At 37.5% G+C, this 24,874-nt stretch carries 20 protein-coding genes and 1 pseudogene; 11 read left to right on the top strand and 10 right to left on the bottom strand.

The annotated features are described in order from the left end of the window. Nucleotides 1–929: 929 nt before the first annotated feature. The 3 genes from EHQ31_RS05750 to EHQ31_RS05740 form a co-directional block, all read right to left on the bottom strand. Nucleotides 930–1,316, bottom strand: a complete 387-nt coding sequence (locus EHQ31_RS05750) for a TfoX/Sxy family protein (protein ID WP_244247271.1) — start codon at nucleotides 1,314–1,316, stop codon at nucleotides 930–932. An 88-nt stretch (nucleotides 1,317–1,404) separates the two neighbouring features. Continuing rightward, entirely contained in the window at nucleotides 1,405–1,869 is a 465-nt protein-coding gene (locus EHQ31_RS05745) for an AgmX/PglI C-terminal domain-containing protein (RefSeq protein ID WP_135570394.1), read from the bottom strand. A 31-nt stretch (nucleotides 1,870–1,900) separates the two neighbouring features. Next, the gene (locus tag EHQ31_RS05740) at nucleotides 1,901–3,559 is read right to left on the bottom strand and encodes an FG-GAP repeat protein (protein ID WP_244247270.1); all 1,659 of its coding nucleotides are present in this window, start codon (nucleotides 3,557–3,559) and stop codon (nucleotides 1,901–1,903) included. A gap of 271 nt (nucleotides 3,560–3,830) precedes the next feature. Between EHQ31_RS05740 and EHQ31_RS05735 the strand changes: the two genes are divergently transcribed. The 5 genes and pseudogenes from EHQ31_RS05735 (at nucleotide 3,831) to EHQ31_RS05720 (ending at nucleotide 8,577) form a co-directional block, all read left to right on the top strand. Beyond that, nucleotides 3,831–4,589, top strand: a complete 759-nt coding sequence (locus EHQ31_RS05735; protein WP_135570390.1) for an AraC family transcriptional regulator — start codon at nucleotides 3,831–3,833, stop codon at nucleotides 4,587–4,589. Between the two features lie 60 nt (nucleotides 4,590–4,649). Continuing rightward, nucleotides 4,650–6,029, top strand: a pseudogene (locus tag EHQ31_RS05730) (AMP-dependent synthetase/ligase); the annotation flags it as partial. A gap of 45 nt (nucleotides 6,030–6,074) precedes the next feature. Continuing rightward, nucleotides 6,075–6,626, top strand: a complete 552-nt coding sequence (locus EHQ31_RS19055) for a hypothetical protein (RefSeq protein ID WP_420844108.1) — start codon at nucleotides 6,075–6,077, stop codon at nucleotides 6,624–6,626. Nucleotides 6,627–7,054: 428 nt separating this feature from the next. Beyond that, nucleotides 7,055–7,573: a TetR/AcrR family transcriptional regulator gene (locus tag EHQ31_RS05725; RefSeq protein WP_135570385.1), complete on the top strand. Its 519-nt coding sequence runs from the start codon at nucleotides 7,055–7,057 to the stop codon at nucleotides 7,571–7,573. Nucleotides 7,574–7,629: 56 nt separating this feature from the next. After that, nucleotides 7,630–8,577 (top strand): SDR family NAD(P)-dependent oxidoreductase, encoded by a 948-nt coding sequence (locus EHQ31_RS05720; protein WP_135570383.1) that lies wholly within the window; start codon nucleotides 7,630–7,632, stop codon nucleotides 8,575–8,577. A 56-nt stretch (nucleotides 8,578–8,633) separates the two neighbouring features. Here EHQ31_RS05720 and EHQ31_RS05715 read toward each other — a convergent pair whose 3' ends face one another. Together EHQ31_RS05715 and EHQ31_RS05710 are read right to left on the bottom strand one after the other, a co-directional pair. Next, on the bottom strand, nucleotides 8,634–8,939 hold the full coding sequence (locus tag EHQ31_RS05715) for an antibiotic biosynthesis monooxygenase family protein (protein ID WP_135570381.1): 306 nt from the start codon (nucleotides 8,937–8,939) through the stop codon (nucleotides 8,634–8,636). Nucleotides 8,940–9,041: 102 nt separating this feature from the next. Beyond that, the gene (locus tag EHQ31_RS05710; protein WP_135570379.1) at nucleotides 9,042–9,815 is read right to left on the bottom strand and encodes a helix-turn-helix domain-containing protein; all 774 of its coding nucleotides are present in this window, start codon (nucleotides 9,813–9,815) and stop codon (nucleotides 9,042–9,044) included. 215 nt (nucleotides 9,816–10,030) lie between these two features. Here EHQ31_RS05710 and EHQ31_RS05705 point away from each other — a divergent pair, with 215 nt between their 5' ends. The 3 genes from EHQ31_RS05705 to EHQ31_RS05695 all read left to right on the top strand — a co-directional run bounded on the left by EHQ31_RS05705 (nucleotide 10,031) and on the right by EHQ31_RS05695 (nucleotide 13,384). Further along, the gene (locus EHQ31_RS05705; RefSeq protein WP_167481635.1) at nucleotides 10,031–11,296 is read left to right on the top strand and encodes an NHL repeat-containing protein; all 1,266 of its coding nucleotides are present in this window, start codon (nucleotides 10,031–10,033) and stop codon (nucleotides 11,294–11,296) included. A gap of 67 nt (nucleotides 11,297–11,363) precedes the next feature. Next, nucleotides 11,364–12,254, top strand: a complete 891-nt coding sequence (locus tag EHQ31_RS05700) for an LBF_1199 family protein (RefSeq protein ID WP_135570377.1) — start codon at nucleotides 11,364–11,366, stop codon at nucleotides 12,252–12,254. Between the two features lie 146 nt (nucleotides 12,255–12,400). Then, nucleotides 12,401–13,384, top strand: coding sequence for an LBF_1199 family protein (locus EHQ31_RS05695; protein WP_135570375.1), 984 nt, complete (start codon nucleotides 12,401–12,403; stop codon nucleotides 13,382–13,384). Here the strand turns inward: EHQ31_RS05695 and EHQ31_RS05690 are convergent. The 5 genes from EHQ31_RS05690 to EHQ31_RS05670 are packed head-to-tail and all read right to left on the bottom strand — an operon-like array spanning nucleotide 13,351 to nucleotide 20,994. Beyond that, the gene (locus EHQ31_RS05690; RefSeq protein WP_135570372.1) at nucleotides 13,351–15,732 is read right to left on the bottom strand and encodes a TonB-dependent receptor family protein; all 2,382 of its coding nucleotides are present in this window, start codon (nucleotides 15,730–15,732) and stop codon (nucleotides 13,351–13,353) included. The two genes, EHQ31_RS05695 and EHQ31_RS05690, sit on opposite strands and share 34 nt — an antisense overlap. Next, nucleotides 15,729–17,051, bottom strand: coding sequence for an HTTM domain-containing protein (locus EHQ31_RS05685; RefSeq protein WP_135570370.1), 1,323 nt, complete (start codon nucleotides 17,049–17,051; stop codon nucleotides 15,729–15,731). Before EHQ31_RS05685 ends, EHQ31_RS05690 begins: the two co-directional genes overlap by 4 nt. Continuing rightward, nucleotides 17,041–18,177: an imelysin family protein gene (locus EHQ31_RS05680; RefSeq protein ID WP_135570368.1), complete on the bottom strand. Its 1,137-nt coding sequence runs from the start codon at nucleotides 18,175–18,177 to the stop codon at nucleotides 17,041–17,043. Before EHQ31_RS05680 ends, EHQ31_RS05685 begins: the two co-directional genes overlap by 11 nt. After that, a complete protein-coding gene (locus tag EHQ31_RS05675) occupies nucleotides 18,174–19,700 on the bottom strand; it encodes a di-heme oxidoreductase family protein (protein WP_135570365.1) in 1,527 nt (508 codons plus the stop codon). Before EHQ31_RS05675 ends, EHQ31_RS05680 begins: the two co-directional genes overlap by 4 nt. 16 nt (nucleotides 19,701–19,716) lie before the next feature. Beyond that, nucleotides 19,717–20,994, bottom strand: coding sequence for an imelysin family protein (locus EHQ31_RS05670; protein WP_135570363.1), 1,278 nt, complete (start codon nucleotides 20,992–20,994; stop codon nucleotides 19,717–19,719). A 227-nt stretch (nucleotides 20,995–21,221) separates the two neighbouring features. Between EHQ31_RS05670 and EHQ31_RS05665 the strand changes: the two genes are divergently transcribed. The 3 genes from EHQ31_RS05665 to EHQ31_RS05655 all read left to right on the top strand — a co-directional run bounded on the left by EHQ31_RS05665 (nucleotide 21,222) and on the right by EHQ31_RS05655 (nucleotide 24,871). Next, nucleotides 21,222–22,517: a hypothetical protein gene (locus EHQ31_RS05665; RefSeq protein ID WP_135570361.1), complete on the top strand. Its 1,296-nt coding sequence runs from the start codon at nucleotides 21,222–21,224 to the stop codon at nucleotides 22,515–22,517. Between the two features lie 11 nt (nucleotides 22,518–22,528). Beyond that, entirely contained in the window at nucleotides 22,529–23,206 is a 678-nt protein-coding gene (locus tag EHQ31_RS05660; protein WP_135570359.1) for a hypothetical protein, read from the top strand. A 102-nt stretch (nucleotides 23,207–23,308) separates the two neighbouring features. Continuing rightward, nucleotides 23,309–24,871: a HEAT repeat domain-containing protein gene (locus EHQ31_RS05655; protein WP_135570357.1), complete on the top strand. Its 1,563-nt coding sequence runs from the start codon at nucleotides 23,309–23,311 to the stop codon at nucleotides 24,869–24,871. Nucleotides 24,872–24,874: the final 3 nt, after the last annotated feature.

Genomic DNA, 24,874 nt, shown 5'->3' with positions numbered 1-24,874 from the left:
TCTATTGAGTATTGCCCAATAAAATCAGAAAATGCATCTATATCGCCATTTGTATTTAAAGCTAAAAAATCATTCGCAACGGGCAAATTTTTTCTCTTATTCCAAATTAGATTTGGTTTCCATCTTTAAGTTGAGTTGTTTAGAATTAACTCCGCATCCATGAGTAACGATCTGTGCGAGAGGGATCGTAAGGGCGCGTTAGCGGTCGCTTTGCGACCGAAGCCCTGGAGAGCCCGACCCCAAATTTCTAATAAAATGTTATCTAATCCGAATCCATTTTCGGTATTCAATTTAGTCCTGGGGGCTCGCCCAATTTCCCCGCATAATGAAAGAGGGAGGAACCTCTAAGATAAAACTCGTGAAGAGGGTGAGGTCACAGAATTTTTTTCTCTAAGAAAATATTCTAGTTATATTTTAAAAATCGTCGTTGGACCACCTCCTTTTATAAAGGAAACCAATTACCTTCCGCTTGCGATTGATGTTACGCTACGTTGTATATTGTGAAAGTTCCCTTCGATACACTTCGTTATTCAGGGAACCGGTTTGAAACTAGTAAAGGATGTTTGAGTTCGTTAACGCTGAGCATTGTCGAAGTGCCGAAGCGCTAGTCTGGATTGTTATTTAACTAACAAGGGTTTGGTGTGTTGTTTTGGTGAAGATTTGTGTATTGGTATAACTGTTATGTGACATAATTCGCGCGTGAATCCACAAACCCCCGCCCGAGTTAGGGTGGAGGGGAGTGGCTCGTGGGCAGGTGCCAATTTTCCTATTACACATATCATACAAAAAGTAAAGAGGCTTTCCTAAATTAGCATTTTTATTCTTAAACTTTTCACCTTTTGGTTTCTTATGAAGGAACGAAGTTATTACTATTTTACAGTCGTTAGTTTGAATGCTAAGATTATCGATTTGTTGGAATTGAGTAAGATTTATTTGGAAAGCATTTGGCCGGACTGCTTTTTTAAACTCTTTTTTTTGGCTTTTTTCTTAGCGGGTGGAGATTTTTTATTGTATTCGAGAGATAATTGAATCCAGGATTCCATTTCTTTTTTTGTTTTTATATCTTCTTCCTTAACAAAAACAAATCCTTTCATCAAGTGTCCGTTATGGATCATTGGGCGAGCTTTTTTTTTCGAAAGTATGGATTCAAAAGTTTCTGGATCGATTCTGCACATGATTTCATCAGTTCTTACGCAGACGCACATTTTACCGTTTACCATAAAACATAAGCCGCCAAACATTTTTTTCTCTTCCACATCCGTTTGACCTTCCATTAACTTTCGAACACGATCCGATAATTTCTCATTGATAGCCATATGTTTGAAAGATTTAGAATCAGTTTATAGATTTGTAAACTTATTTCTGTTGATTGATATAGATCGAATGGATTTTTGGGGCTCGCTCTTATTTTGGAACTTTCACATCTTTTTTAAAGAAAAAAGTATATTCTGCGTAGGTGTTACGCGATCTTTCTGGTGGAGGTGGAAATTCCCAGGAACTGATTTCTTTTTGTAAACAACTGATGAATAAATCAGATGTAAAATCGGATTGGATGAGCTCTACTTTTGTAGGAACTCCATCGGGTTCGATCTGCCAATCGAAATGGATTTTGCCTTCTTCGATTTTAGGATTTGTTTCTAAGTATAAATTGTAGCAGATTTGGATTTTACGTTTGTGTTTGGTGATGGTGAGGTTCACTTCCCTTTTGTGAAAAGGGGAAAGCCCTTTTTTATCCACATCCATTGTTGGCAGCGTCATTGGATTCCCATTCGAAATGGGACGAAGGAAAAAAAAATACACTATACTCAAAACAAGAGTAGTACCAGTGACGAGAAGGATTTCTTTTTGATAGGGAATCTGTTTTTTCATTTAGGAATATACTTTGCTATTCGAAACCATTTTACTTTCTAAAAAACACATAGGCAGCACCAGATTGTAAAGCCGAGTTGTTTGCACTGGCTGTTGGTCCATTGGTAATTGTATTTTGATTGCTGTCTTCTTGGTTCACCCCAACGACGGCGGTATCTCCTGAAAAAGAAATCGCATTGCCAAACCGGTCTTCGACATCCGCATTGGGTGCCTTGATGTAAGCTCTGAATGCCCAATTGGATCCAGACCTTTGGAACACATATACCGCACCTGAATTGGATAGGCTGTTACCATCGTTTGGCATCGTTCCATTGGTGACCGTTGTTTGGTTGTTGTCCTCAAAAATGGAACCAACTAAGATTGTATTTCCCTGAATCGCAACTGTGACACCAAAACGATCGTCTGCTTCAGTGTTGGGAGGTTTGAGATAGGCTTGGTGGGTCCAAGTAGAACCCTTTCTTTCGAACACATAAGCGGCACCTGCCAGTGTCGCTGAGTTGTCGGAACTAGCCGTAGTCCCATTTGTGATTGTGGTCTGGCTGCTTGCTTCAGAAAAGGCACCAACAACAATCGTGTCTCCATCGATGGCAACTTTTTGACCAAATTTATCACCGGCATCTGCGTTAGGTGCTTTTAGATAGGCTTCTTCGGTCCAACTGGCACCTGTCCTTTGGAAGACGTAAGCCGCACCTGCATAGGCTGCCGAGTCATCACTACTGGCGCCAGATCCGTTTGTGATTGTGGTCTGATTGCTCGACTCTAAATTGGCACCGACAACGATTGTATCTTTTGATATACCAACAGATGCGCCAAATCGATCATTTGCTCCAGTATTAGATGGTTTCAGATAGGCTTGCTCTGACCAGGTAGTGCCTGATCTTTGGAACACATACACAGCCCCTGAATCCGTGGCTCCTTCATTTGCCGGAGCTGCTGACCCATTGGTAATGCTTAATTGGTCGCTATCCTCTAATAAAGCTCCCACAACAATGGTATCCCCTGAGATGGCAAGGGAAACTCCAAACTGATCATTGGGGCCTGTATTGGAGGGTTTTAAGTAGGCCTGTTGTACCCATGTAGTGCCTGACCTTTGAAACACATAAACCGCACCAGAACTAGTAGCTGTATTGTCTGTACTTGCAGTAGGTCCATTTGTAATTGTGATTTGATTGCTATCTTCTTGGTTGGCACTAACAAGGATGGTATTTCCATCAATGGCAACGGCAGCTCCAAAAAAATCCGTTGTTTCTGCATTAGGTGCTTTTAAGTAGGCTTCCTGTGCCCAAGAGGAACCAGTTCTTTGAAAGACATAAGCGGCACCCGAAGACGCTGCAGAGTTGTCAGCACTCGCAGAGTTTCCATTCGTAATTGTCGTTTGGTTACTTGACTCACCTGCAGCTCCCACCACGATCGTATCGCCAGAGATGGCTACGGAATTTCCGAAGAGATCGTTTGCTTCAGCATTCGATGCTTTGAGATAGGCCTGCGTTTCCCAGAGTTTTGGAGAATTACGAACGCTGAATCCGCAAAAGGGAATAGGAGTTTCCGATACGGAAGCAAGTAATAAGGTCTCTCGATAACTCTTTGATTTTTGATCACAAGGGTTATTTAATGTTAATTGGTGGCAACTGACGGAATAGAGAATGACCCAGATTCCTATCATCTTTTTCATGAATAACGAACGAAGCAAGAAATTTCCCTTCCCCATTCCTCAGTTTCGTCTTTCCATATACGAAATTACTAACATTTGTTAAAAACAGTTTTTGAATCAATCAAAGTAAGCAAGTATTTTCTTATTTTTTAACTAGGATGACTATCAATTTTTCAAAATTTTTTATGTATTTAGGAAGGATTTTTTTTCGAATCCATTGAATGGAGAGCCGCTGATTGTCATCGTTTTTTTTGTTTACCACACATCATCTTTCCCTTACTGATTTCTTTGTGTCTTTGAAACTATATTTATGAAACAATTTTTGATTTGGGAAGATTTTGCAACATACCGTGGTGAGATATTTTCAACCCATCGGCATAGCCATTTCTTTATTCAAATTAGTATTCCAGATTCAGGCTCTGTTGGATTACGCACAATTGATGGTGAATGGAAGTCATACAATGTTGTCTGTATACCTTCGGGTATAAGTCACGAAATGAGGGGTGGGGAAGGAAACCTTACACTGCTTTATTTGGATCCACTAACAACAGGTTACCAACTTTTTTTTGATAGGAGTTTAGCTTCCAATCATACAGCATTTGAAGTTGGTGATGTATTTACGGAAAATCTGAAACAACAAATAAGAGATATATTAAAATCATCAAATAAAGATGTCCGTGTACAACTTCTCGAAATGATAAATAAAAATTTTGATCAACAGGCAAATCGTAAAATGGATCCACGCATTCAAAAAAGTATGCAAGATGTAGAGCTTGATCGTTTTTCACTTTCTCATTTAGCAAAAGAGGCTTCTTTATCTGTTGAAAGATACCGACATCTTTTTCGGCAGGAGGCAGGTGTTCCTTTTTCTGCCTTTAAACTTTGGCTAAAAACAAAAAAGGCAGTCGACTATTTAGCAAATCATTCACATTTATCAAATGCTGCCTACGAAGGTGGTTTTGCTGACCAATCTCACTTCACTCGTATTTTTCGTCGCTCTTTCGGTGTTAGCCCTTCGGATTTTACTAAAAAGAAAGAACCATTTCAGGCAATTTTCTTTTCGAAGTAGCCGTTGCGTTCAAGACGATTCACTAATTTCTGATATTCTGCAAATATTGGAGAAAGAAAAATGAGTTCTGAAATCACAGCAAAAAATCTAGCAGAGTTATTTTACGATAGTGCCCAGAAGTTTGGGGATCAACCGGCTTTTGGAACAAAAAACAAAGAAAAACAATTCTCTACAATTAGCTTTCAAGATTTATATGAAACTGGAGTTTCACTAGCAACTGGGCTAATTGCTATCGGTTTAAATTCGAAAGATCATGTAGCAGTATTATCTGAAAATCGAAAAGAATGGATTATCACAAATTATGGAATTATACTATGTGGTGCGGCTGATGTTCCTCGTGGTACAGACGTTACTGATGGTGATATACAATACATACTGTCTCATTCTGATGCAAAGATGGTCTTCGTAGAAGACGAATTAACACTAAGAAAAGTTAAGAAGAATATATCCAAACTACAAAATATAACACATATGATTGTAATGGAAGGCGAACCCGGTTTATTAAACACACAACTTCGTAGTCATGGAGAGGACGAAGTTGATCCAGGGAGTCATTTGTATCCTAAAGTGTTGAGCCTCAATGGTCTTGTTGAAAATGGTAGGCGTTTGCGAAAATTAGGTGATCGAAGAGTAGAGGAAAGATTGCTTACAATCCAACCCGATGACTTATTTACGATCATTTATACTTCCGGAACTACAGGAGAACCGAAAGGAGTGATGTTAACTCATGCAAACATGATATCGCAGTTAAGGAACATACCTATAAAGATTGGACCCAAAGATCGATTTTTATCGATTTTACCTGTTTGGCATAGTTTTGAGAGAGTTTTTCAAATGGGAACGATTGCGATGGGTGCCACTCAATATTACACAAATGTGAGAAATATCAGAGAAGACTTAATGATTGTAAAACCTACTTTTATGGCTTCAGCACCAAGACTTTGGGAGAGTATTTACCAAGGGATACAGTCGAAAATCCAAACAGGTTCAGTGATAAAAAAAGTTTTATTCAGATTGGCTTATGGATGCGCATTAATGTTTCAAAGATCAATTCAATTTTTAAAGGGAAACCGTTTGGATCTTCATGGGAGAAAAATAATTGAATCGATAACACTCGCTATGATTTCTTTAACCTCCATTATTGTTCTTTATTTACCGTATATTATCTTTGATTTGATTGTTTTAAGTAAACTTAGGCAAGCTACAGGTGGGAAACTAAAAGGTTCCGTTTCTGGCGGTGGATCCTTACCTTATCATATTGATGAATTTTTTAATACCATCAGCATTCCTGTATTCGAAGGATATGGAATGACAGAAACATCTCCAGGACTTGCATTTCGTTCAGAAAAACATCGTGTTATTGGAAGTGTAGGGCAGATATTTCCTGAGACTGAAATTTTACTGAAAGATGTTGATACAGGTATAGTCATTTATCCTCCGAAAAAGGGAATCAAGGGAGAGATTTTTGTAAGAGGACCACAAATCATGAAAGGATACTATAAACGACCTGAAGCAACTGCCAAAGTTTTATCCGATGATGGCTGGTTGAACACAGGAGATCTTGGAATCATGTCTTTTAATAACACACTTAAAATTGTAGGAAGGACGAAGGAAACTGTCGTACTTCTCAATGGTGAAAATGTTGAACCAGTTCCCATTGAAAATAAACTCATACAATCACCATTGATAGACCAAGTCATGGTTGTAGGACAGGATCAAAAGTATTTAGGTGCATTGATTCTACCGGCTCTAGAAACGTTTTCGGAATATGGATCCAATTATGAACAACTGGCAACGAATCGAAATGTAAAAGAAAAGATAGAAGAGGAAGTTAAAAATCTGATTCGCACGGAGAATGGATTTAAAAGTTTCGAAAAAATTGTGGAGATACGACTCCTTCCAAAAACTTTTGAAGTAGGTGATGAGTTGTCTGCGAAACTATCTGTCAAAAGACATGTCGTTTCCGAAAAATACAAATCGCTCATCGAGTCAATGTATGATGGAAAAACCCAAATGCAGAAGTATGTAAATCAGTAAATTCTTTCAATTAGGAAGAAAACGTTGCGTATGTTTTTCTAATTGTTTTCGAACTATATAGATACTGACAAAAGGTGCTCCGCTTTCGTTTGTCGGCTTGCAAAGTGACAAGATGAAAAACAGGATTTTGAAGCTTCGATAATTTTTGGTTACTCAAAAGGGATGTGACATAATCTGGATGTGAATCCACAAACCCCCACCCGAGTTAGGGTGGAGGGGAGTGGCTCGTGGGAAGGTTACATTTTCCCCCTAACACAAATCCCGTCTTTGGAAAATGAAGATTCCTAAATTCCCCAATTTATTTCCAAAAGGTTCACAGTTTCGTATGTCAATATGCCAATTTCTTTCTTGTGCCACTGAATTTTTAAAATTTAGTTTGACGAAAAAATCAAAAGAGTAATTGATTGATCAATAACAAGGTTCATTGAGTGGAAGTAGAAACAAACAAACTCCAGTCTAGAAGAGTAGAAATCATCGCTGCCGCAATCAGAGTTTTTTCTTCTCTTGGTTTTTACAAGGCAACGACAGCTGACATTGCAGAATCAGCTTCAATTTCCCAACCTTATATTTTTAAATTCTTTAAATCGAAGGAAGACTTGTATCTTGCCGCTTTGGATGAGGCTTTCGGAAGAATCCAGAGGGAATTTGAAAAAATTCAAGTAACACAAGTTAGTTCAAACATACAATTGGAAATGATAACTTCATATGAACGATTGATGGCAGATTTTCCACAAGAAATTCATTTACAGACACAAGCCTTTGGGATTTCGGAACCCTCAATCCGCAACAAAACCAAAGAATCTTTCGCGAAATTATACCAGCTAGTTTTAGAGAAATTTCAAAAAGCAGGAATTCCTGACCCCGATTATTCAGCGAAAGTATTTCTGGCAAAGGGACTTTTCTGCAACCTTGGGCTAGTTTTGGATTTAGCGGAGCTAAAGTTCTAAAAAAATTTTGAGTAAAAAGTGATTGATTAATCAATAAACGTATTTAGGAGTAAAAAATGGAAAAAGTATTGGTTTTAGGAGCCACAGGGGGAACAGGAAAAGCACTGGTCCAGGAATTAATCTTTCGCGGCATTCCGACAATTGCCTTTGGGAGAAACAAAAAGGCATTGGAAACATTGGCAGTGGAATTGAACCATCCTAAGCAATTGGAGTTTGCTTATGGTGACGTATTCGATTGGCAATCGGTTCGTGATGCGGGAAAAACGGCGGATATTATTTTGCAAGCTTCCAATGTTCCCTATCATGAAATGGCAGCGAAGTCGTTATTACTTGCTGAATCAGTTATGAAAGCAGCAGAGGCAAATGGCCAAAAAATAGTTTTTGTGGATGGGATTTATGTATATGGACCAAATCCTGGTTATGCGGTTGAGGAAACATATATTAGAAAACCAAATTCTAAAAAAGGAAAAATTCGAATCGCAATGGAGGATCTAATTTTTTCTTCCAGTTGGAAGCAGAGCAAAGCTCTAATTGTTCGATTACCTGATTATTACGGCCCAACTAGTAAAAATGCATATTTGAACCCTACCTTAGAAAGTTTAGCAGTGGGAAAACCTGCCTTGTTTATTGGCGATACAAATGTGAAACGAGAATATATTTATCTTCCTGATGCTGCAAAAATGATTGTGAACGTTGCCGCAAAAGATGAATCATTTGGCAGAAATTGGAATTTACCTGGGCAAACAATTTCAGCACAAGAGATTCAGAAAATTGCCCAAGAGATCACTGGTAAAAAAACTTTTTTGATACCTGTTGGAAAATGGATGTTAACGATTGTTGGTCTTTTTGATTCCTTTTTAAAGGAAGTCGTTGAAATGATGTATCTTACTGAGAATCCATTGGTACTTAGTGGAGCACAGTATGAGAAAGAGATTGGCAATATTCCTCTGACACCATTTTCTACTGGCATCAAAGAAACTTTTGCTTCGTATATAAATAAATAAAATTGAGTATGAAACGAACTTGTCCATAACTATGAGTTCGTTTCATCTAATTTGTTTTAAATTTTTTCGTAAATTTCTCTTTCTAACTGTATAGAATTCTTTTCTAAAAAATCAGACATATGAAAATTTTGTTTTTGATACTCTGAAAATACGAGTGCCTTAGCATTTTCTAAACTATCTGAATCTTTCCATTTCGCTACAGTTACGAAAGAGATATTTTTATTTTTTTCACAAAAGTATACTTCATCACCTAAAAAACCAGGTAAGGTTTTTATAAAATCACGATTAATTTTGACTCTTTTTAAAAAAACATCCTTTGCTTCTTTGGGTAACTGGAATCGGTCAATTAGTATTTGGTTCATAGTATCCTCTTTATTATCTTTAGCTTTTAAAAGCTTTCATAGAAGTAACGATACTCGGTTTTTATTGTTTATAATTGTAAAAAATCAGAAATCTAAACAATGTTACCAAATTTGTTTACGTTGGAAAAATGTCTTTGGTGATTCTCCTGTGAAGAGTTTGAAATCTTTATTGAAATGGGATTGGTCAAAATAACCACTGATATATGAAAGCTCCGTTAGATTTATTTGATTCGAATAGGAACTAATGGCTGAACGAATTCTTATTAGATTTGAATAATGTTTGATAGTTGTTCCTACTGAAAATTTGAATTTTTTTTCTAAGGAGTCTAAACTACTGGGCAAACCGCGATATATATCTCTTATTTTTAAGTTCCCTTTTGCATTTTTGATCCTTAAAAGGGTTTCGCTAACAATAGGGTCAATGTTTCTTTCATTTTTAATTTGAAGTAAGAAGTTTTCAATAATTGAAATCCGGTTTAAGTCAGATTTACATTCAAAAAGCTTTTCTTCAATTTCTCTAACCATTCTTCCAGGAATGAAGAGCGCTAAACTTAAAGTTTTTTCATAGAAGTCGGAAATTGGATCCTGAAAAAATGTGGCAGCGCCAATTTCTGTCAGTAGAACCAGAAGTGCTGAGGATTTTTTAGAATAACTAATTTTTCTTGCTGATTTCCGAAACCCGGCAATCCCCATTCTCGGTAGATCATAAGTGTGATCGAACTCAGTAGTTTGCAGGGATCCTGAAAGTTGAAATGATAATACAAGATGTGGACTAGGTAGAATATGGTTTTCTATTCCGGATTCAGATTCTATGATAAGATATTTTTGAACAAATTCCGAAAGTGGCTTGGAAGGGTAAAAACTTTGGATCTTCATAGGCACTGAAATCTTTGCATGCTGTAATTCAATATGTGTTTCCTTCTTTTTTTAAAGGCAATGAGATTATTTAATTTTTTTGCATTGTTCTGCGAAAGCATAGAAAAAGGTGGATACTTAATTCTTAAACAAATTCTCTCTGGTTTTAGGAAATTTCTTTCGTTTGACAATTTTTTAGTCCAACTTTATCATCATTCAAAAAGAGTAACCACGGATTGAAGTATTCATTAACACCAGTTTTGTTTTCTTCTTTTGTTTTACTAAACTGCCTCATTGTATCTTGCAAATTCGCAAACCTGGAAAATGGATGTGATCCTAATTCCGATTCTTTTCGTACCTTTTATCTAACAAGAATTTTGTATGATGATGATAGGGAATATTGTGGTTCTGTTGCTCCAAATCGTTCTATCTGCGAAATGGATTCTTTGGCAGTTATCCAACCTAGACGTTGGAAGTATGTCTCTGCTGAAATTCGAAAACAAGCTGCCCTTGGTACGAAAGGAGTCACCTTCTCTTCCTTTACTCCTGCGTATACTGGCGCTGCCAAGTGGTTAGGTGGAATACTCTCAAGCGAGCAAAAAATTTATTCTATTCCATACAATCAATCAGACGTTCTTGTTATCGATTCCATTAAGCAAACTGCTTCTGGATTTTCATCAGGAGTCAGTGGAACCTCACAATGGGAAGGTGCTGTTCTGGCACCCAACGGAAAAATATATTCTATTCCAAGGGACTCGAACCAAATTCTTGTCATTCAACCTGAGACAAATAAAAGTTATATGATACCATCACCTGTAACTGGTATTGGAAAATGGAGGGGAGGGGTCCTTGCACCCAATGGTTTGATTTATGGAATTCCAAACAGCTCAAATCAAATTCTAGTGATTGACCCTCAAACCGATAAGGTGAGAACTATTCCCTCTCCACTTTCACTTTCTAATATGTGGGAAGGGGGAGTTCTCGCACCTAATGGAAAAATTTATGCCTTCCCGGTTGATATTGATTATATTTTTGTTTTAGATCCTTATTCCGAAAGAAGTTACGTAATCCCGTCTACCAAAACTGGACTTGGAAAATGGAGGCATGGTGTAGTAGCACCTAACGGTAAACTTTATGGAATACCTTCCAATGATCCAGATTTTATCATTATCGACCCGAATACAGATGAATTAAGTTTTTGGACCTCTCCTTTGGTTGCTACTGCGAAATGGCGCGGAGGTATATTGGGAGCTGATGGGAAAATATATACTATACCTGCAGATTCCACCGATTTTATAGCTTTTGATCCAGATAACTTTGTTTCTACGACTTACAACTCAGGGATCGCTGGTACTAATAAATGGGGAGATGCCGTTTTATCACCTAACGGAAATATCTATACGATTCCTCATACGAGTGACCAGGTTTTGGTCATCAATCCGGGAGCCAATGGTAAAATTTGCTATAATTTATTACAAAGTAGTTACTGGAATGTATATTAATATGCATAAACTTGAATCTTATTAAAATTCAATTGACACTTCTTTCTAAACCGATTAAAAAATATCCATGCCTTGGATGGAATCTGAATTTTGGAAAAATGCATCTCCAAAAGAACTCTTAGACTTCTTCCAATCTATAGAACAAGGAACCGACCTAAAGTCTTTAGCTGATCATATGTTAGCTGAAGAAGAGTTTTGCGATTTGGTTTTTGAATATTTATGGCTTCTTCGTTCCGAAGAAGGATCAAAACGATTTCTTAATGATGAGAACTTAACACCAGAATTGCTAATGAAGTTCGTTTATTTCGGATACGGAAAGCAGTTTTTATCAGGTAACTTTGATTCCAATGCTTATTTTTTACAAATAAGGTCTTTGTTTAAATCTGCGCAAAGTTTGCGGATTCTTTCACTTGCTGAAGAAATGGACAGAGATCCTACATTAAAGATCCATCTTTTATCCAATTTGGATCCACAAACCTGGGAAGCTTATTTTGATATATTAGAAGAAAAGAATATGACAATGCAGGCGCTTTTAGGGATTTTTTCAAACCTCCGCGAAAATGAAATTAGAAAAATTCTTCTAAATAGCCATACACTTTATTATTATCTACGTATGATGATGGTATCTGGTTTTAAACAGTTTGGTGATGAAAACGAAAAGGAAACTGAAAATCGGAAAAGGTTAGAATCAATTTTGGATTCTATTCACGTATGGGAATCCTTTTGCCAAGGTTTAAATGATCGATTTGATTTTAAATCGGAGGCAAAACTTTCTCCTAACAAAAGAGATCCCGATCGTTTATCTTTAGTATTAAGAGAACTTAAAAAGATACCTCCCCCAGATCGAGGAGATGTTTTAGTTTATATGCGAGGGAACGGTGCCGTTTTGGATGTTTGGGAAGAAACTACCATCCTTTCCGCTTTGGGCAATTTTGATCGTGTCGGTAAATACTTCTAAAACAATATTGAATTCGGTTTTAGTTCGTAATATACCTTAATCTTTTTTGATTTCTTCGTAATTCAATCATTTTGTTATAAATCCGAAATAGACTTTAGTATTATCGTTCGTTTCTTTCGTCGTCTTTTATGTATTGAGGATTCGAAATGCAAATATTGGTTTATGAGTTCTGGAAAAAAAGTTCTCCGGTGCATGCCAGGGAATCATTCGAGTTTCTGTTAAAGGCTCCTAATCTACACGATTATTTAGAAATCTTATTCGAAGTAGACGAGTTAGCTGAATATTTTTGCAGTTATTGTTGGATACTAAGAGAAGAAGATGTTTTGAAAGATTTAATTAATCACCAGTCTATGCCTGTAAATTTAATCTGCAAAGCTGTTTACTACGGTTTTGGTAAGTACATAAAAACAGGAAATATAACGCCTGATTATTACTTCTCTATTTGGGCAAAAATTATCAATTCAGAGAAAAGTTTGGAATTATTACTTAGGGAACCTTTGGTTGAAAAGGATGTTACTTTCCAATTAAACTTACTTGGAAATTTAAATGCAAAACAATGGGAAGAATATTTTGAATCTACTGTCTCTGATTCGGGAGAACAAAATACAGAATCTTTTCTTCGTATCTTTGAGAAAATTGATTCTATCCACTGTAAGCGACTTTTATATAGAAACCCGAATTTGTACCAATACTTACGTATGTTAGTTGTGTTTGATAAGCAGGATTCCATTCCTGGTTTTTTGTATCAGCTGGAAAATAATTTAAAAACAATTCACAGATGGGAGGCTTATGCGAATGCCAAATTAAGGGAATTTTCTCCCAAAGAGGAAAGAGCTAAATCTCCCAGTCGTCGGAATGTAAACAGGTTAACAGATATTCTAAAAGATGGACTTTATATCGCAGATGCAATCGATCGATTAGATTTTATCGAATATTTAATGATACGTGAAGTAATCGTAGACGAACAAGAAATGGAGATTATTCGTCAATATGTAGGACTCGCTGATACCAGTTCTAATTTTGATACAAAGTTTTTTTCTATTCTCTATTGTCCTGTTGATTTTTCGAAATCAAAAAATGAAGGTTCTCATGTAGATCATAACTCTAATGTGAAACCAACATTGATTTGACGAAATGGTCCAGGTTGAATGCCCGTTGGTAGTCTACCTGAAACGTATTGTTTGTCCTGAATATTTTTTGCATTAATAAAAACTGACCATTTGTCTGGAGAACGGTATCCTAGACTAGTATTCCAAAGTTCCACTTTAGGTATGATTCCTTTGTTACCGTCTTCTGATTCGTCTTTTGTATTTAATAAGTCAGAATATTGTTTTCCAATATACTGGTATTCTAATCGACCGTAATAACCTTGTGGGGACGAAACACTAACTGCCGTCGTAATGGTTTCTTTGGGAACGTATGGTAAATAATTTCCTGTTGTATCGGTTGGAATATATTGGAAATTATTTACAGTATACGCAGGTAGAAATTCGATAATCTCTTTTCCATCACTTGTTTGCGATACGGGGAATGGGTTGAAACTTCTTGATTTTGCTTCTATGCGAGAGTAAATTAATTCGATAGGGACTCTCCATTCCGATTTTTGCATTTTTGCGGGATCCCAAACTAGAACGGCCTCACCACCCGTATGAGTTGAGTAACCAGTATTTGCTGGTCTAATTCCATTTTCCCCACCAATTTCATTTACGTTAATGATTTGGTCTCGAAAATACATTTTATATCCTACTAGCTCTGTATACAAATAAGAAGTTAGGTCACCTCTAACTCCTGTCTCATAGTTTGTTGATGTCTCTGGTTTTAGGCGATAATCATTCCCTTGTGGACTAAAGGATGTTCCAAATGTTGGTGGTGAAAATCCTTTGTGGGCGCCAGTAAACCAAATGAATTTTTTTGTAATATCATAGGTAATTCCAAGTCCAGGTAAGATGATATGAGTTTTGGATTCGCTCGAACTTCTTCGATTTACAGAAACATCGTTTGGTAAAACAGCTCCTAACCGGTAGTCATCGGCTGTAGCCTGTCTTCTTGTAGTGATGGCTTTTTGCCTTACTTCTTCGTAACGTACCCCTGGTATCAATTTCCAATTTTCCGAAAGTTGGATTCTGTCTTGGAAGTAGGCAGCAAATGCTTCAATTTTTCTTTCTTGTCTATTTAGATTAAAGTTAGGAAGAGAAGGTTGTGCTAGGTTGTTTATTAAGGATTCTTCTTGTATGATTGCCTTGGAAAGATAACCTAAAGGATCATCCGTTTTTTTTACATTGGTTTGTGTTAAATTATTTTCTCCATGTAACCTGACACCAATGTCTGTTTCGTGTTTGAGTCCTAGGGTAGAAAACTTTGATTCCAGTTTAGTTTCTACGCCGCCTACCATAAAGGATTGGTCACGACTTGTATACGATTCTCGCATATAAATGGTATCACCCGGACGATTGCCAATAATCCCTGGGGAATACGTACGAAGTGTATCTAAAGGAGCATTCAAATATCCACCTGCGGATGATTTTCCAGATAAAAAATCTTGCCTAGCCCAGTTTCTTTCTGCTTGGGAAAAATATCCTCGTATAATGAGTGTATGGTCTTCTGATAATTTCCAATTATGAGATATAATTGTTTGGTTTCGGTTCAATTTCTTTTCATCAAACTCTGCTGGATTGATTTTGGGATCCAACCGAAATAAACCTTGTGATAATCCCAAATATGTAGATTGCGCATTCTGGACATGGTATCCAAGTTTTATAGTAGTGCTATGGTTTTCATTCCAATCTTGTATCCACTTAATGTTACCTTCAGTCACATCGAAGTTTTGATAATTTCTAAATCCATTTCCTTGTTTTCTAAGCAATGAAACTTCGAAGGCACTAGATCCAAAACTTTTGCCATAGGAATTATATGTAGAGAGGTAACCATTTTCTCCTCCCACATTTTTTGTATAAAATGTAGATTCAACAGGAGGGCGTTTGGTGACAAAGTTAACTATCCCTCCGATCGTATTTGGACCAAATAAAATCGATCCAGATCCTTTGATAACCTCTATCCTTTCCATTCTTTCAATAGAAGGGGAGTAGTAACTTTCTGGTTGGCCGTAGGGAGAAAGTGATGTGAGGATTCCATCTTCCAAAATTAACGTTTTTCTTGATTCCTCGTTACTTACTCCTCTAAATCCAATGTTAGGTGTAAGTCCAGCAGCATCTTGGAAACGAACACTAGCACCTGGTGAACGACGAAGTGCTTCCATTGGATCTGTAGGAGAAGCTTCCTCTAAATATTTTTTGTCGATTATATATGCAGAACCTGGGATTTTTTTTAAATCTTCTTTTTTGTTACCAATGACATGAATCCCTTCATTTTTTTTTGAATTAGATTCTGGTTCTTCTGGTAGATTTTGAGCCAGGATTATGCTATTTCCAGATAAGATAATAAAAACCAAAAACAATAAACGTAAGTTTCGAAAATTCATCGAATGAGTCCTTTTAAGGGAGAAAAGTTGATATAAATCTTTGTCAGATCTTCGTCTGGTGAAAATAGAGGGCGAGTTGGTTTTCCATTGATGGAAACATTGGATTGAACAAATACAGAAACGTCCTTTAATCCGGATACTTCCATTTCTTTCTTTTGTAAGTATTTTGCAAACTGAAGAATATGTTCCGGTTGGATAGTCATCATTCTGTATTGATAGTCTGTCAGAATTTCTTTCGGATCTACTTGTTTGTTTTGAATCCAAAAAGTGGCAGATCCTACTTTGTCAGCAACCATCACTTGCCATGAATATTTAATCCCTTCTTCTGTCCAAATTACTTGTCCTGGATAAAAAATGTGCCGAAGAGGGATTGATACCTGTAACAAAAGGTAGGTTAAAAGTAATTTTTCTTTAAAGCCAAATTTGGGAACTGACTGAATTATATGTTTGTTGTTATTCGAATCTATAACTTGTTGTTTCGTTTTTATTAATTTAGTTAAAATGGTTTTTGGCCAATTAGGTTCGAAGAATATTAAGGAAGAAAGACTCATTACTATGGGGAAAATTCCGATGGGAAATAAAAACGAAGTAAACGTGTGAAAAAAAAGAACAACTAACCATGCAAAGAAACGAAAACGCTTTAAGCATAATAAAAACGGAATAGACAAGTCAAAAATAACTCCAATCCAAGAGAAAACAAAGGCAGTGATGGGAAGGCCTAAAATTGGATCTAAAAATGGAATTTTCCCTTCGGATTGATACAACCAGAGTTTTAAAGGGAGAGCTTCAAATAACCAATCTGGTTGCAGTTTTGCGATACCACCAAAAAAATAAACAAGTCCTATTTGAATGCGAAAAGCATATAACCAAAGTTTTGATATTGGCTCTGTTGTTTCCATCCAATCAAAAAAATGGAAGCTAGGAAAATTTGACTTACTTACAGGTGATAACCACAATAAAAAACCAAGAAGGGAAACGAGGTAATAATGGTTCAAATAAATAGTGGCATCAGAAAAATGGAACCATGTAAATCCGATGGTAAATACAAACAAATTGATTCGTAAATAATAACCTAAAAAAATTCCAAGAGCAGTTAAAAATAGAATCCCAAATAAAAGGTAAGTAAATACCGGGGGGAGTGGATGGATCCATTCCCAACCATAATGTTTAAAGAAAAAGGTTGGTTTGATAAAATAAGTGTCAATCCAACCATAATAAAAATACCGAAAGATCAAAATGGTTGTGGCAAAACCGTATCCAATTCGAAAGAAGTGGAGCGAAAGCGAAGAAACAGGAAGTAACAAATTTTTAATCGCCATCGTTTGAACTGACTCCGATTGTTCCACCGAGTGAACTGATTACTTCTGTGCTTATTAATATCCTTAGTTTTTTAAATTCGTTTAACATGAGTTCAACGTCATTTCCGCCGGAAGTAATCGCAGTTTGAAATGTTCCATGTTTTGATTTAATAGAATTCACAGAAGCGGTTGTGAGTGAAATTTGTTCTTTTAGTCTTGGAACAACTGTTTCACTTCTTAAACTCAAGAATTTATAAAAGCCAGCTTCTCCTATGTCAGAAAAACCTTGAAGGTTTTGTATAAGGGAGTCCAAGGATAAATTTGCATAAGGAGTTTCTACTTTATTAATATCCTTTACTCCTAAGTTCGTGGCTCGTAATCCAGATGGCTCTGCTATTTTTATATCGACTATAGTATTGCAGAAAAAAACCATTTGGTTTGTAAGTTCAGTGAGTGCATCTTTGGTATTGGGATAGTCGCGACTTCCTTTTCCGGCATTAGTAAAAGAATAATAAAATGAGTTGTTTCTTGATTTATTCCAGTTGAATGTAAGTAACCCGGTTTGATTTTTTAAATCTTGGATTAGTTTTGTTAGATAAGTTCTTCTGTTAACATCCGCAAATGCTGTGTTGGTTGTGTTCGCATTATCTTTAAAAAGTAAATATTCAACGGCATCAAAACCATCAACTCGTAACCCATTTGGTGCTGAATTAGCGGTTATTTTGGATTCAATGGATGAGGTGTCGATGGGGAAGGATCTTGAAAAACTATCCAAATATAAGTAGACATTATTTGGAATGTTAGCGGGACCAAAATATGCCCATTCCACTTGTTTGTATGAAAGATATGCGTCCGTCCAGGCATTTCTGACTGTTGTTAGATTGGTAACATCAGGGTTTGCTATATAGGTTGATGCCGCAGTCTGTAAAGAGGATACTTTATTATCTAAATTCGTATATTTAGGAATCATTAGATTATTAGCAATGTCTAATAACAAACTAGAAGTTGTATATGTTTTTAAGTAGGTATCTACTAAACCAAGGATTTGCGCTTTTTTGGAGGCATTGTTCGAAGGACTGCCGCAGTTTAGTAATAAAACATAAGAACTATAAATGAGGAACTTTGTAGGAAACTTTTTTTGTTTCATAATGATTTAAGAAAACTAATTAGTTTTGACCTAGATTCTTTTGGCAGTTGTTTGTATTTATTTTTACTCTGTTCTGCTTCACCTCCATGCCAAAGAATAGCTTCTTGAACACCTCTTGCTCTTCCATCATGTAGTAGAAGTTCGTGTCCGTTGACTCGTTCCACAAGACCGAGTCCCCAAAGAGGAGTGGTTCTCCATTCGTTGCCAGTCGCTAAAAAATCAGAACGAAAATCGCTAAGCCCGTCTCCCATATCATGTAAAAGTAAATCTGTATAAGGCCTAATTTCTTGATTGGCAACTTCCCTTATCGAGTGGTCTCCCGTCTTGATTCTTGGAATGTGACAAGAGGAACATCCAATTTCGATAAACAATTCTTTCCCCTTTTTTACATCTTCATTTTTCCAATTCCTTCTACCGGGAACACTTACTAAACTGGTATAAAAGGTAACTCGTGCTAAACGGTCATTGGATATTTCTGGATTCGAACCATTCCCAGTGGTACTTGCAGAACAAAGTGTTTGTCCTGTGGCACAATTTTCTGATGGAAACACGGAAGTGGTGAGGCCTATATCGCCAAGAAAGGCACTTGCATTTTGGTGGTTTAAATTGGGTTGGTTTGCTTTCCATCCAAACCTTCCAATAAAGCTTTTAGCTTGAGTTGTATCCCAAACAATGTTTGGTTTTCCCGAAATTCCATCTCCATTGGAATCGGAAGCATCGGCAAAAGAACGAATGGTAGATTCAGGAATGGCTTCTAAAAGTCCAAGCCCAGGTACCATTGGGGCCGTTCTTGGTGAAATATAATAAGTACCTGATGCATTGTTGGTAGCATGATAGGGTTGGCCGGGGTTTGACACATTGATTTGTGTAGCGCCGCCTCCCACATTCCAAGTGATCGCATAACTTGGTTTACGTAGAGAATAAGTTTCTCCGTCAGGGAAACTACCTGCCTCTTCAGTGTAAGTAATTGTAACCGTTCCTTCTTTAGGAATTTGTGTGCCTGTTCCGTATTCCAAGATTCCTTCTGTGTTGAGTTGAGTTCCGAAATTGGCCATAGCCACAGGCCCACCCGTTGTGGGATTAGAACCAGCTATACTCAAGCGAATGAGCATTGAAGAAAGACTTGTTCCATCAGCAGGAGGTCTACCTCTTCCGTCTTTGACATGACAACCTTGGCACGAACGGTTGTTAAATACAGGTCCAAGACCTGTGACAGAGGAATTTCCTGCAGGAAGCCAGGTGCGATTGAAGTTGGCATTTCCATCTTGGAAGTCAATGGACCTTCTGGAATCAACTACATTGGCTGCTTCTAAATCAAACGCTGACTCGGTAGAGTCAAAGGTGGTTGTATCACCACCGCTAAACTGTTCACAAGGATCATTTAAAAAATCTCCCGAGGAACAGGAAGAAGACGACAAAATGGCCGCAAGGATGAGAGCTTTTGTAGCATCATCGTTTGATTTTTTTTTACAATCAAAAACGAGAAGAAAAATCGAAATTAGGATAAGGTGTTTTGGTGTCATTTTTTTATATTTATGTTTATTGAAGAACTAATCCATCATCTCCGATGGAGAAACCAAAGTTAGCTGCAGATCGTTGCAGGGATTTGGCAATTTCCTGTACGGCAGGTTGGATATCGTATCGGAAAATTCTATAATCGGCACTTTGTGTCGAATTGACAGTTGCGATCATCGTGTCAAAACGGCTGGAAATTTGAGAGCTGTTACAGGTTTGATTGAGTGATGTGTCTTCATAAAATTCATTTAGGCAAAACCTTTCAGCTGTAGTGATCCTTTCTTCAATGTAACTGGATTCCCCACCTAGTAAATTTTTCAAACCATAACCATTAATGGTTTTTGTTCCCGTGTAGGTACCATAAAACAAGTTCTCGAGCCCTTTGGCATCATAGTAAAAATCCGCTTTCGTATTATCGGAGAAACAAGAATGTTCTTCTTCTTGGTCACCACCAAACACTCCTGTCATCCTTTCTCCTCCCCATTCTCCACCAGATAATCTTGCGATTCCGCGAATTACATTTTCAAAAGAATTCGAATTGGATTTAAATTTAGAAACATAAGAATCGGAAATCGATGGATCCCATGCATTTTTTAACTGCAACAGGTGAGATTCCAAAATTTCTGTAGCATACAATAAATAGGCGGATCTTTTGGCAGCAGCGTTTCCACTACCATTGGCAATAGCAAAATTTGTATTTGTAATCGAGCTGCCAGGGGTAGAATTTCCTGCGGTATCGACTCCCCATAACAGATATTCAATGGCATGCCAACCTACAGAAATATTTTTTGCTGTATCGCCATCAGGACAAGTTCCTCCATTGCACTCTCCAGCGTTTGCGTCAATTAATCCTTGTTTGGTTACAGCGTTGGCTAGGATAACAGTATCAATATAACCTTCATCTAAAGGCCAAGCATTCATCAGTGGTTCTAATTCCACCCCACCGGTGAGTGCCGGATTATCGATTGGGCCTTTGCTAAACCGAAAGACTTCTGTTTGTAAATAACTGCGTCTTGCCTTTCTCCAATACGTTTTGACTTCATTCAGTTCAGCCGCACTAGGTGCCTTGGAAGTAAAAGCAGTTACCTTTTCACGAAAGGCGACTACATCTGCATAAGCATCACTATAGTTTTGGAAGGCAATTTGTGAATATGTATCTAAAAAGGCAGCTTGGTTCGGAGCACTGGCGGCAAGGGCAAGGGCTGCTAACAAGGCAGTTTCTGAATTGTCTTTTTTAGGAGTACAAAAGTGAAGCAAAAGGCCCATAGAAAGGATAGAGACTAGGGAAGTTAGATTTCGCATAGTTAGGGATTCTCCTTGCGAATGAGATTAGTTCTCATTATTATTTAAACAACGTTCTTTAGGACTCTTTCCAGGGCAAATGGTTTTATTTTAGTTCCGATTGATATTTATCACGAACCAATCCTCTGACCATTCAATGAACTTCGTTCAAAAAATCGCAGTGGTTCGGAAATAAATTATTTGACACACGTTCAAAAAGTCATGAAACTATGTCAATTGTTTGAAATATGTTAAAAATGTTCCGATTGGGAGGAAATATGAACACAAATAGAATTCTAGGGCTGGCATTGTCCTTGGTTTTCGCAGGATCACTTTCTGCGCAGACGCAAAGCCAAATGTTCCAACGCGTAGGGGTCGTCGGGGATTCCCTGAGCCAAGGTTTCTTCGGGGTAACCGTTGAGAAAAAAACACAAGATTGGGCTTATCCTGTTCTTGTTAGTAAACAAGCGGGAGCATCCGTTTCTTACAATGTTTTGAAAGGACCTTTCGTTAACTTAGAAGATGTTCTGAAATGGGACTGCGGTATTTTCTGTATCGCTGAAAGTATCATTGGTGGGAATCAGTCCACTGTTTCTCTTCCGACTCATGCAGGGATTACTGGAGCTGAGTATACCTCTCTTCTTAAAACATCCGGAAAATGTGAAGACATCAATGCCACCAAACAAGAAAAAGAGTGGTACTGGGCAAAATGGTATTGGTATACTTACCGTTGGGTAACGGTTGCTGATTGTCAAGAACCAGACAAGTTTCATAGATTTGGTCTTCGTGATGCAGGAACACAAACGCAAGTCATGGAAAAAGTAAAACCTACTTTTCTATTTGGTTCTGCTGGTGCTAACCATGTTCTTTGTACTGCCCTTCATACTTCTACAGATTGTTTGGATGAAGCAAGATTCAAAAGAGACATCCGAGAATTTTTCCGCAGAATGTCTGCTATGGGAAGTTTACAAGGAGGAGTTTTATTTACAGTTCCAAATGTAACTGCTATTGCTTTCCTTGAAAAATACAATGATCCGAATGGTCGCGCTAATTACAGTGGACTCAAAGCATTCTTTAGAAACTCTGTATCCGATCCAAATCAAGTACTTGATGCAAACGAGATCGCTACTATTTCTACCTTCCTCAATATGTTAAACAACGAAATCAAAGCACAGGCGGCTACTATGCGTTTTGCTGTTGCCGATTTACGTGTGATTTTTGATGACTTAAAAGAAAATGGAAGACCAATTCGTAGTGCCGATGGTTGGTCTCCAGGAAATGCAAGAGCAAACTGGCCACTACCTAATCAACCTGGAGTTTTCGGTTTAGATGGTGTTCACCCGAACATGTATGGACATTCCCTATTTGCAAATGAGTTAATCAAAGCAATTAACTCTCGTTATGGATATTCAATCCCTCAAGTAAGCGAATACACTGCTTGGTATTACGATTCACTCAATAGAAATCCAGTGGATCTAAAGAAATTCTTAACAGAGAATATCTTTGGTCAGGCAATTTCTTGGGTAGTTTCTATCTTTACATAAGAGGTTAAACAATGAACAAACGGTTTATAGGTATCATTTCGGTTTGTGGATTTCTACTATTATTGTTTTCGTTTGTGGTTTGGAAGTTTTCTTCTGAAAAATCAAACAAACAAGTAGATGTCACCGATTCCGATTTCGGAAAAACAGAAAGTCACGCCAAGTCTTTGTTTGACGATCCAGAGTTTGCCGACGCTCCCAATCCAGAAGAATTGGAATTGGCACAGGCTGAGGTACTTTGGCCGTTTGCATTGGAAAAAAAGCCAAATCGTAAAGAAGAGATCAAAGAAGAATGGAGAGATTTTGCAGCTAAATATCCAAAAAATTTCTACATTCCTCGTGAGATTAAAACTCGAATGACGGAAGTGGAAGAAAAAGAACAACTAGAAATGTTGGATACCTTCACGGCAATGGATGCTAGTTTTTCCGCTTCGATTTCCAAAGAAAAATGGTCAGACAAACCTTCCGCAGAAGAGCCTAATTCTACTGAGAGACCTTCTGCAAAGACACAAAGAGCATACTTTGATTTTAAAATCAATGAGTTAGAGTCAAGAATTCAGATGGTTGAGTATTGGATGGAAAATAAACATCCGTCTGGAGAAGTAAAACAATCTGCAGAAAAAGACCTAAGTCTTTGGAAAAAAGAACTCGCTAGTTTAAAAGAAGTGAGAAGTCAAGTTCCAAATACGTAAACAACTTCAATGAATTTAAGGATGATTCAAAGAGGACGTTAAGTCCTCTTTTTTTTAATTAAAACTTGAAGGAAGAATTTTCAATTTATAAATTTGTCTGGCATGCAAAAGTTTCGGATTTTTATTTCTCTTTTTTTTACCATCACTTTCATACTAAATTGTGATCCCGTTCCTCAAAAAGAGGAGACAAATCCCGTTGAGGAAATTGTGTCAGAAGAACAAACCACAAAACAGTTGTTGGAAAGTCTGGACGATTCGGACTCTTTTATTCGTTCCCAAGCTGCGGTACAATTAGGAAGCAGGAATGAAAGATCTGCCATTCCAAAATTAAAAAAATTATTATCAGACAAAGAACCAGGTGTTCGTGCAGGGGCAGCCATTGCTCTTGGAGATATAAAAGACAAATCATCTTCTACGGCCATTGCCAATTTGATGTGGACGGATTCTGAAAATCCTAAAGATGTTTACTTGGATGCCCTCACTCGTATGAAAGATCCTTCTGTAGGAAATCGAATTTATCTTCTGTTAAATGACGATAATCCTACACTTCGATTGCAAGTTGTGGATTCACTCGTACAAATTGGTGCCACTTCTGTTGGATCTCAAATTTTAAGTTTGGCTTTAAAAAACAAAGATAGGGAAAAAGACAAAACCTATGCAATGGCTTTAGGGAAACTAAAAGTTTCTGCTTCCGAATCTTATTTACTGGGTTTAACCAAAATCCAAGATGAATCGCCAACTCTTGCCGCTGCCTACTTGGCACTTGGAAGAATCAAAGCAAAAAATGCCAATGAAGTGCTTGTGAAAGCCTTAAATCTTGCTTATAGCAAAGGAAAAGAAAATGCCTCGATGGCTCTCATTGAAATTGGAAATCCCTCAGTTGTTTCCAAGGTTTTTCAATCTTTAAATTCGAATGATCCAGAAACCAAACTGTATGCGACGGATGTGCTTTGTTCAATTCCATCTAAAGAGGCTGCATTACTCGCCTATAGTTTGTTAAACGGAAAAGACACTGCGAATTGGGGAAATGCGGCAAAGATTGTAGGTAGACAAAGATATAAAGAGGGAAGGGTTCGCCTCGAAGAATTATTAGAAAAATCTACTACACCCGAGCGTGATAGTTTTGCAGAAGCCCTTGGTTGGATAGGAGACAAAGCCTCTATACCAGTGCTTCGAAAGGTTTTGTTATCGGGTGCCAAAGAAGGACCTTATGGATCGGCTTGGGCTCTAGGAATCCTTGGGGCCAAGGAAGCAGTACCAGATCTCATCAAAGCCCTTGATCTAGGAGATGCCAAACTAATGGTATATGCTTTGGAAGCACTTGGTTCTATCGCCGATCCAACAAGTCTACCCAAACTCAAAAGTCTGTTAGCCGATAGACCAAAAATGGCACCGCAAATTCTTTCCACAGTGGCACTCATTCCCACAGAAGAAGCTCGGATCGTCATTGAAGAAGCCACCAAATCAAAAAATGCCGAAGTATACAGACCGGCGATGGAAGAGATTGCCAAACGAAAAGATAAAAAATCCATTCCTCTTTTGTTAACTTATGCCAATGGTGATGATGCGGAAAAAAGAAAACTTAGTTATTATGCCCTCACGGCTGTAACTGGAGAAAAATTTCGTACAGCCAAAGAGTGGAATGAATGGACCAAAAGGAATTGATAA

Origin of the sequence: Leptospira montravelensis (genome assembly GCF_004770045.1) — a bacterium.
GTDB lineage: Bacteria > Spirochaetota > Leptospiria > Leptospirales > Leptospiraceae > Leptospira_A > Leptospira_A montravelensis.
The sequence above is the reverse complement of the archived record's forward strand: the minus strand, read 5'-3'. Positions and strand labels throughout refer to the sequence as shown.

Excerpts from the sequence above, each read along its gene's own strand:
- EHQ31_RS05710 (WP_135570379.1), bottom strand. The coding sequence starts at position 9,815 with ATGAAGATCCAAAGTTTTTACCCTTCCAAGCCACTTTCGGAATTTGTT.
- EHQ31_RS05685 (WP_135570370.1), bottom strand. The coding sequence starts at position 17,051 with ATGGCGATTAAAAATTTGTTACTTCCTGTTTCTTCGCTTTCGCTCCAC.
- EHQ31_RS05715 (WP_135570381.1), bottom strand. The coding sequence starts at position 8,939 with ATGAACCAAATACTAATTGACCGATTCCAGTTACCCAAAGAAGCAAAG.
- EHQ31_RS05695 (WP_135570375.1), top strand. The coding sequence starts at position 12,401 with ATGCAAATATTGGTTTATGAGTTCTGGAAAAAAAGTTCTCCGGTGCAT.
- EHQ31_RS05670 (WP_135570363.1), bottom strand. The coding sequence starts at position 20,994 with ATGCGAAATCTAACTTCCCTAGTCTCTATCCTTTCTATGGGCCTTTTG.
- EHQ31_RS05655 (WP_135570357.1), top strand. The coding sequence starts at position 23,309 with ATGCAAAAGTTTCGGATTTTTATTTCTCTTTTTTTTACCATCACTTTC.
- EHQ31_RS05665 (WP_135570361.1), top strand. The coding sequence starts at position 21,222 with ATGTTAAAAATGTTCCGATTGGGAGGAAATATGAACACAAATAGAATT.
- EHQ31_RS05680 (WP_135570368.1), bottom strand. The coding sequence starts at position 18,177 with ATGAAACAAAAAAAGTTTCCTACAAAGTTCCTCATTTATAGTTCTTAT.
- EHQ31_RS05750 (WP_244247271.1), bottom strand. The coding sequence starts at position 1,316 with ATGGCTATCAATGAGAAATTATCGGATCGTGTTCGAAAGTTAATGGAA.
- EHQ31_RS05700 (WP_135570377.1), top strand. The coding sequence starts at position 11,364 with ATGCCTTGGATGGAATCTGAATTTTGGAAAAATGCATCTCCAAAAGAA.
- EHQ31_RS05745 (WP_135570394.1), bottom strand. The coding sequence starts at position 1,869 with ATGAAAAAACAGATTCCCTATCAAAAAGAAATCCTTCTCGTCACTGGT.
- EHQ31_RS05675 (WP_135570365.1), bottom strand. The coding sequence starts at position 19,700 with ATGACACCAAAACACCTTATCCTAATTTCGATTTTTCTTCTCGTTTTT.
- EHQ31_RS05735 (WP_135570390.1), top strand. The coding sequence starts at position 3,831 with ATGAAACAATTTTTGATTTGGGAAGATTTTGCAACATACCGTGGTGAG.
- EHQ31_RS05720 (WP_135570383.1), top strand. The coding sequence starts at position 7,630 with ATGGAAAAAGTATTGGTTTTAGGAGCCACAGGGGGAACAGGAAAAGCA.
- EHQ31_RS19055 (WP_420844108.1), top strand. The coding sequence starts at position 6,075 with ATGAAAGGATACTATAAACGACCTGAAGCAACTGCCAAAGTTTTATCC.
- EHQ31_RS05660 (WP_135570359.1), top strand. The coding sequence starts at position 22,529 with ATGAACAAACGGTTTATAGGTATCATTTCGGTTTGTGGATTTCTACTA.
- EHQ31_RS05690 (WP_135570372.1), bottom strand. The coding sequence starts at position 15,732 with ATGAATTTTCGAAACTTACGTTTATTGTTTTTGGTTTTTATTATCTTA.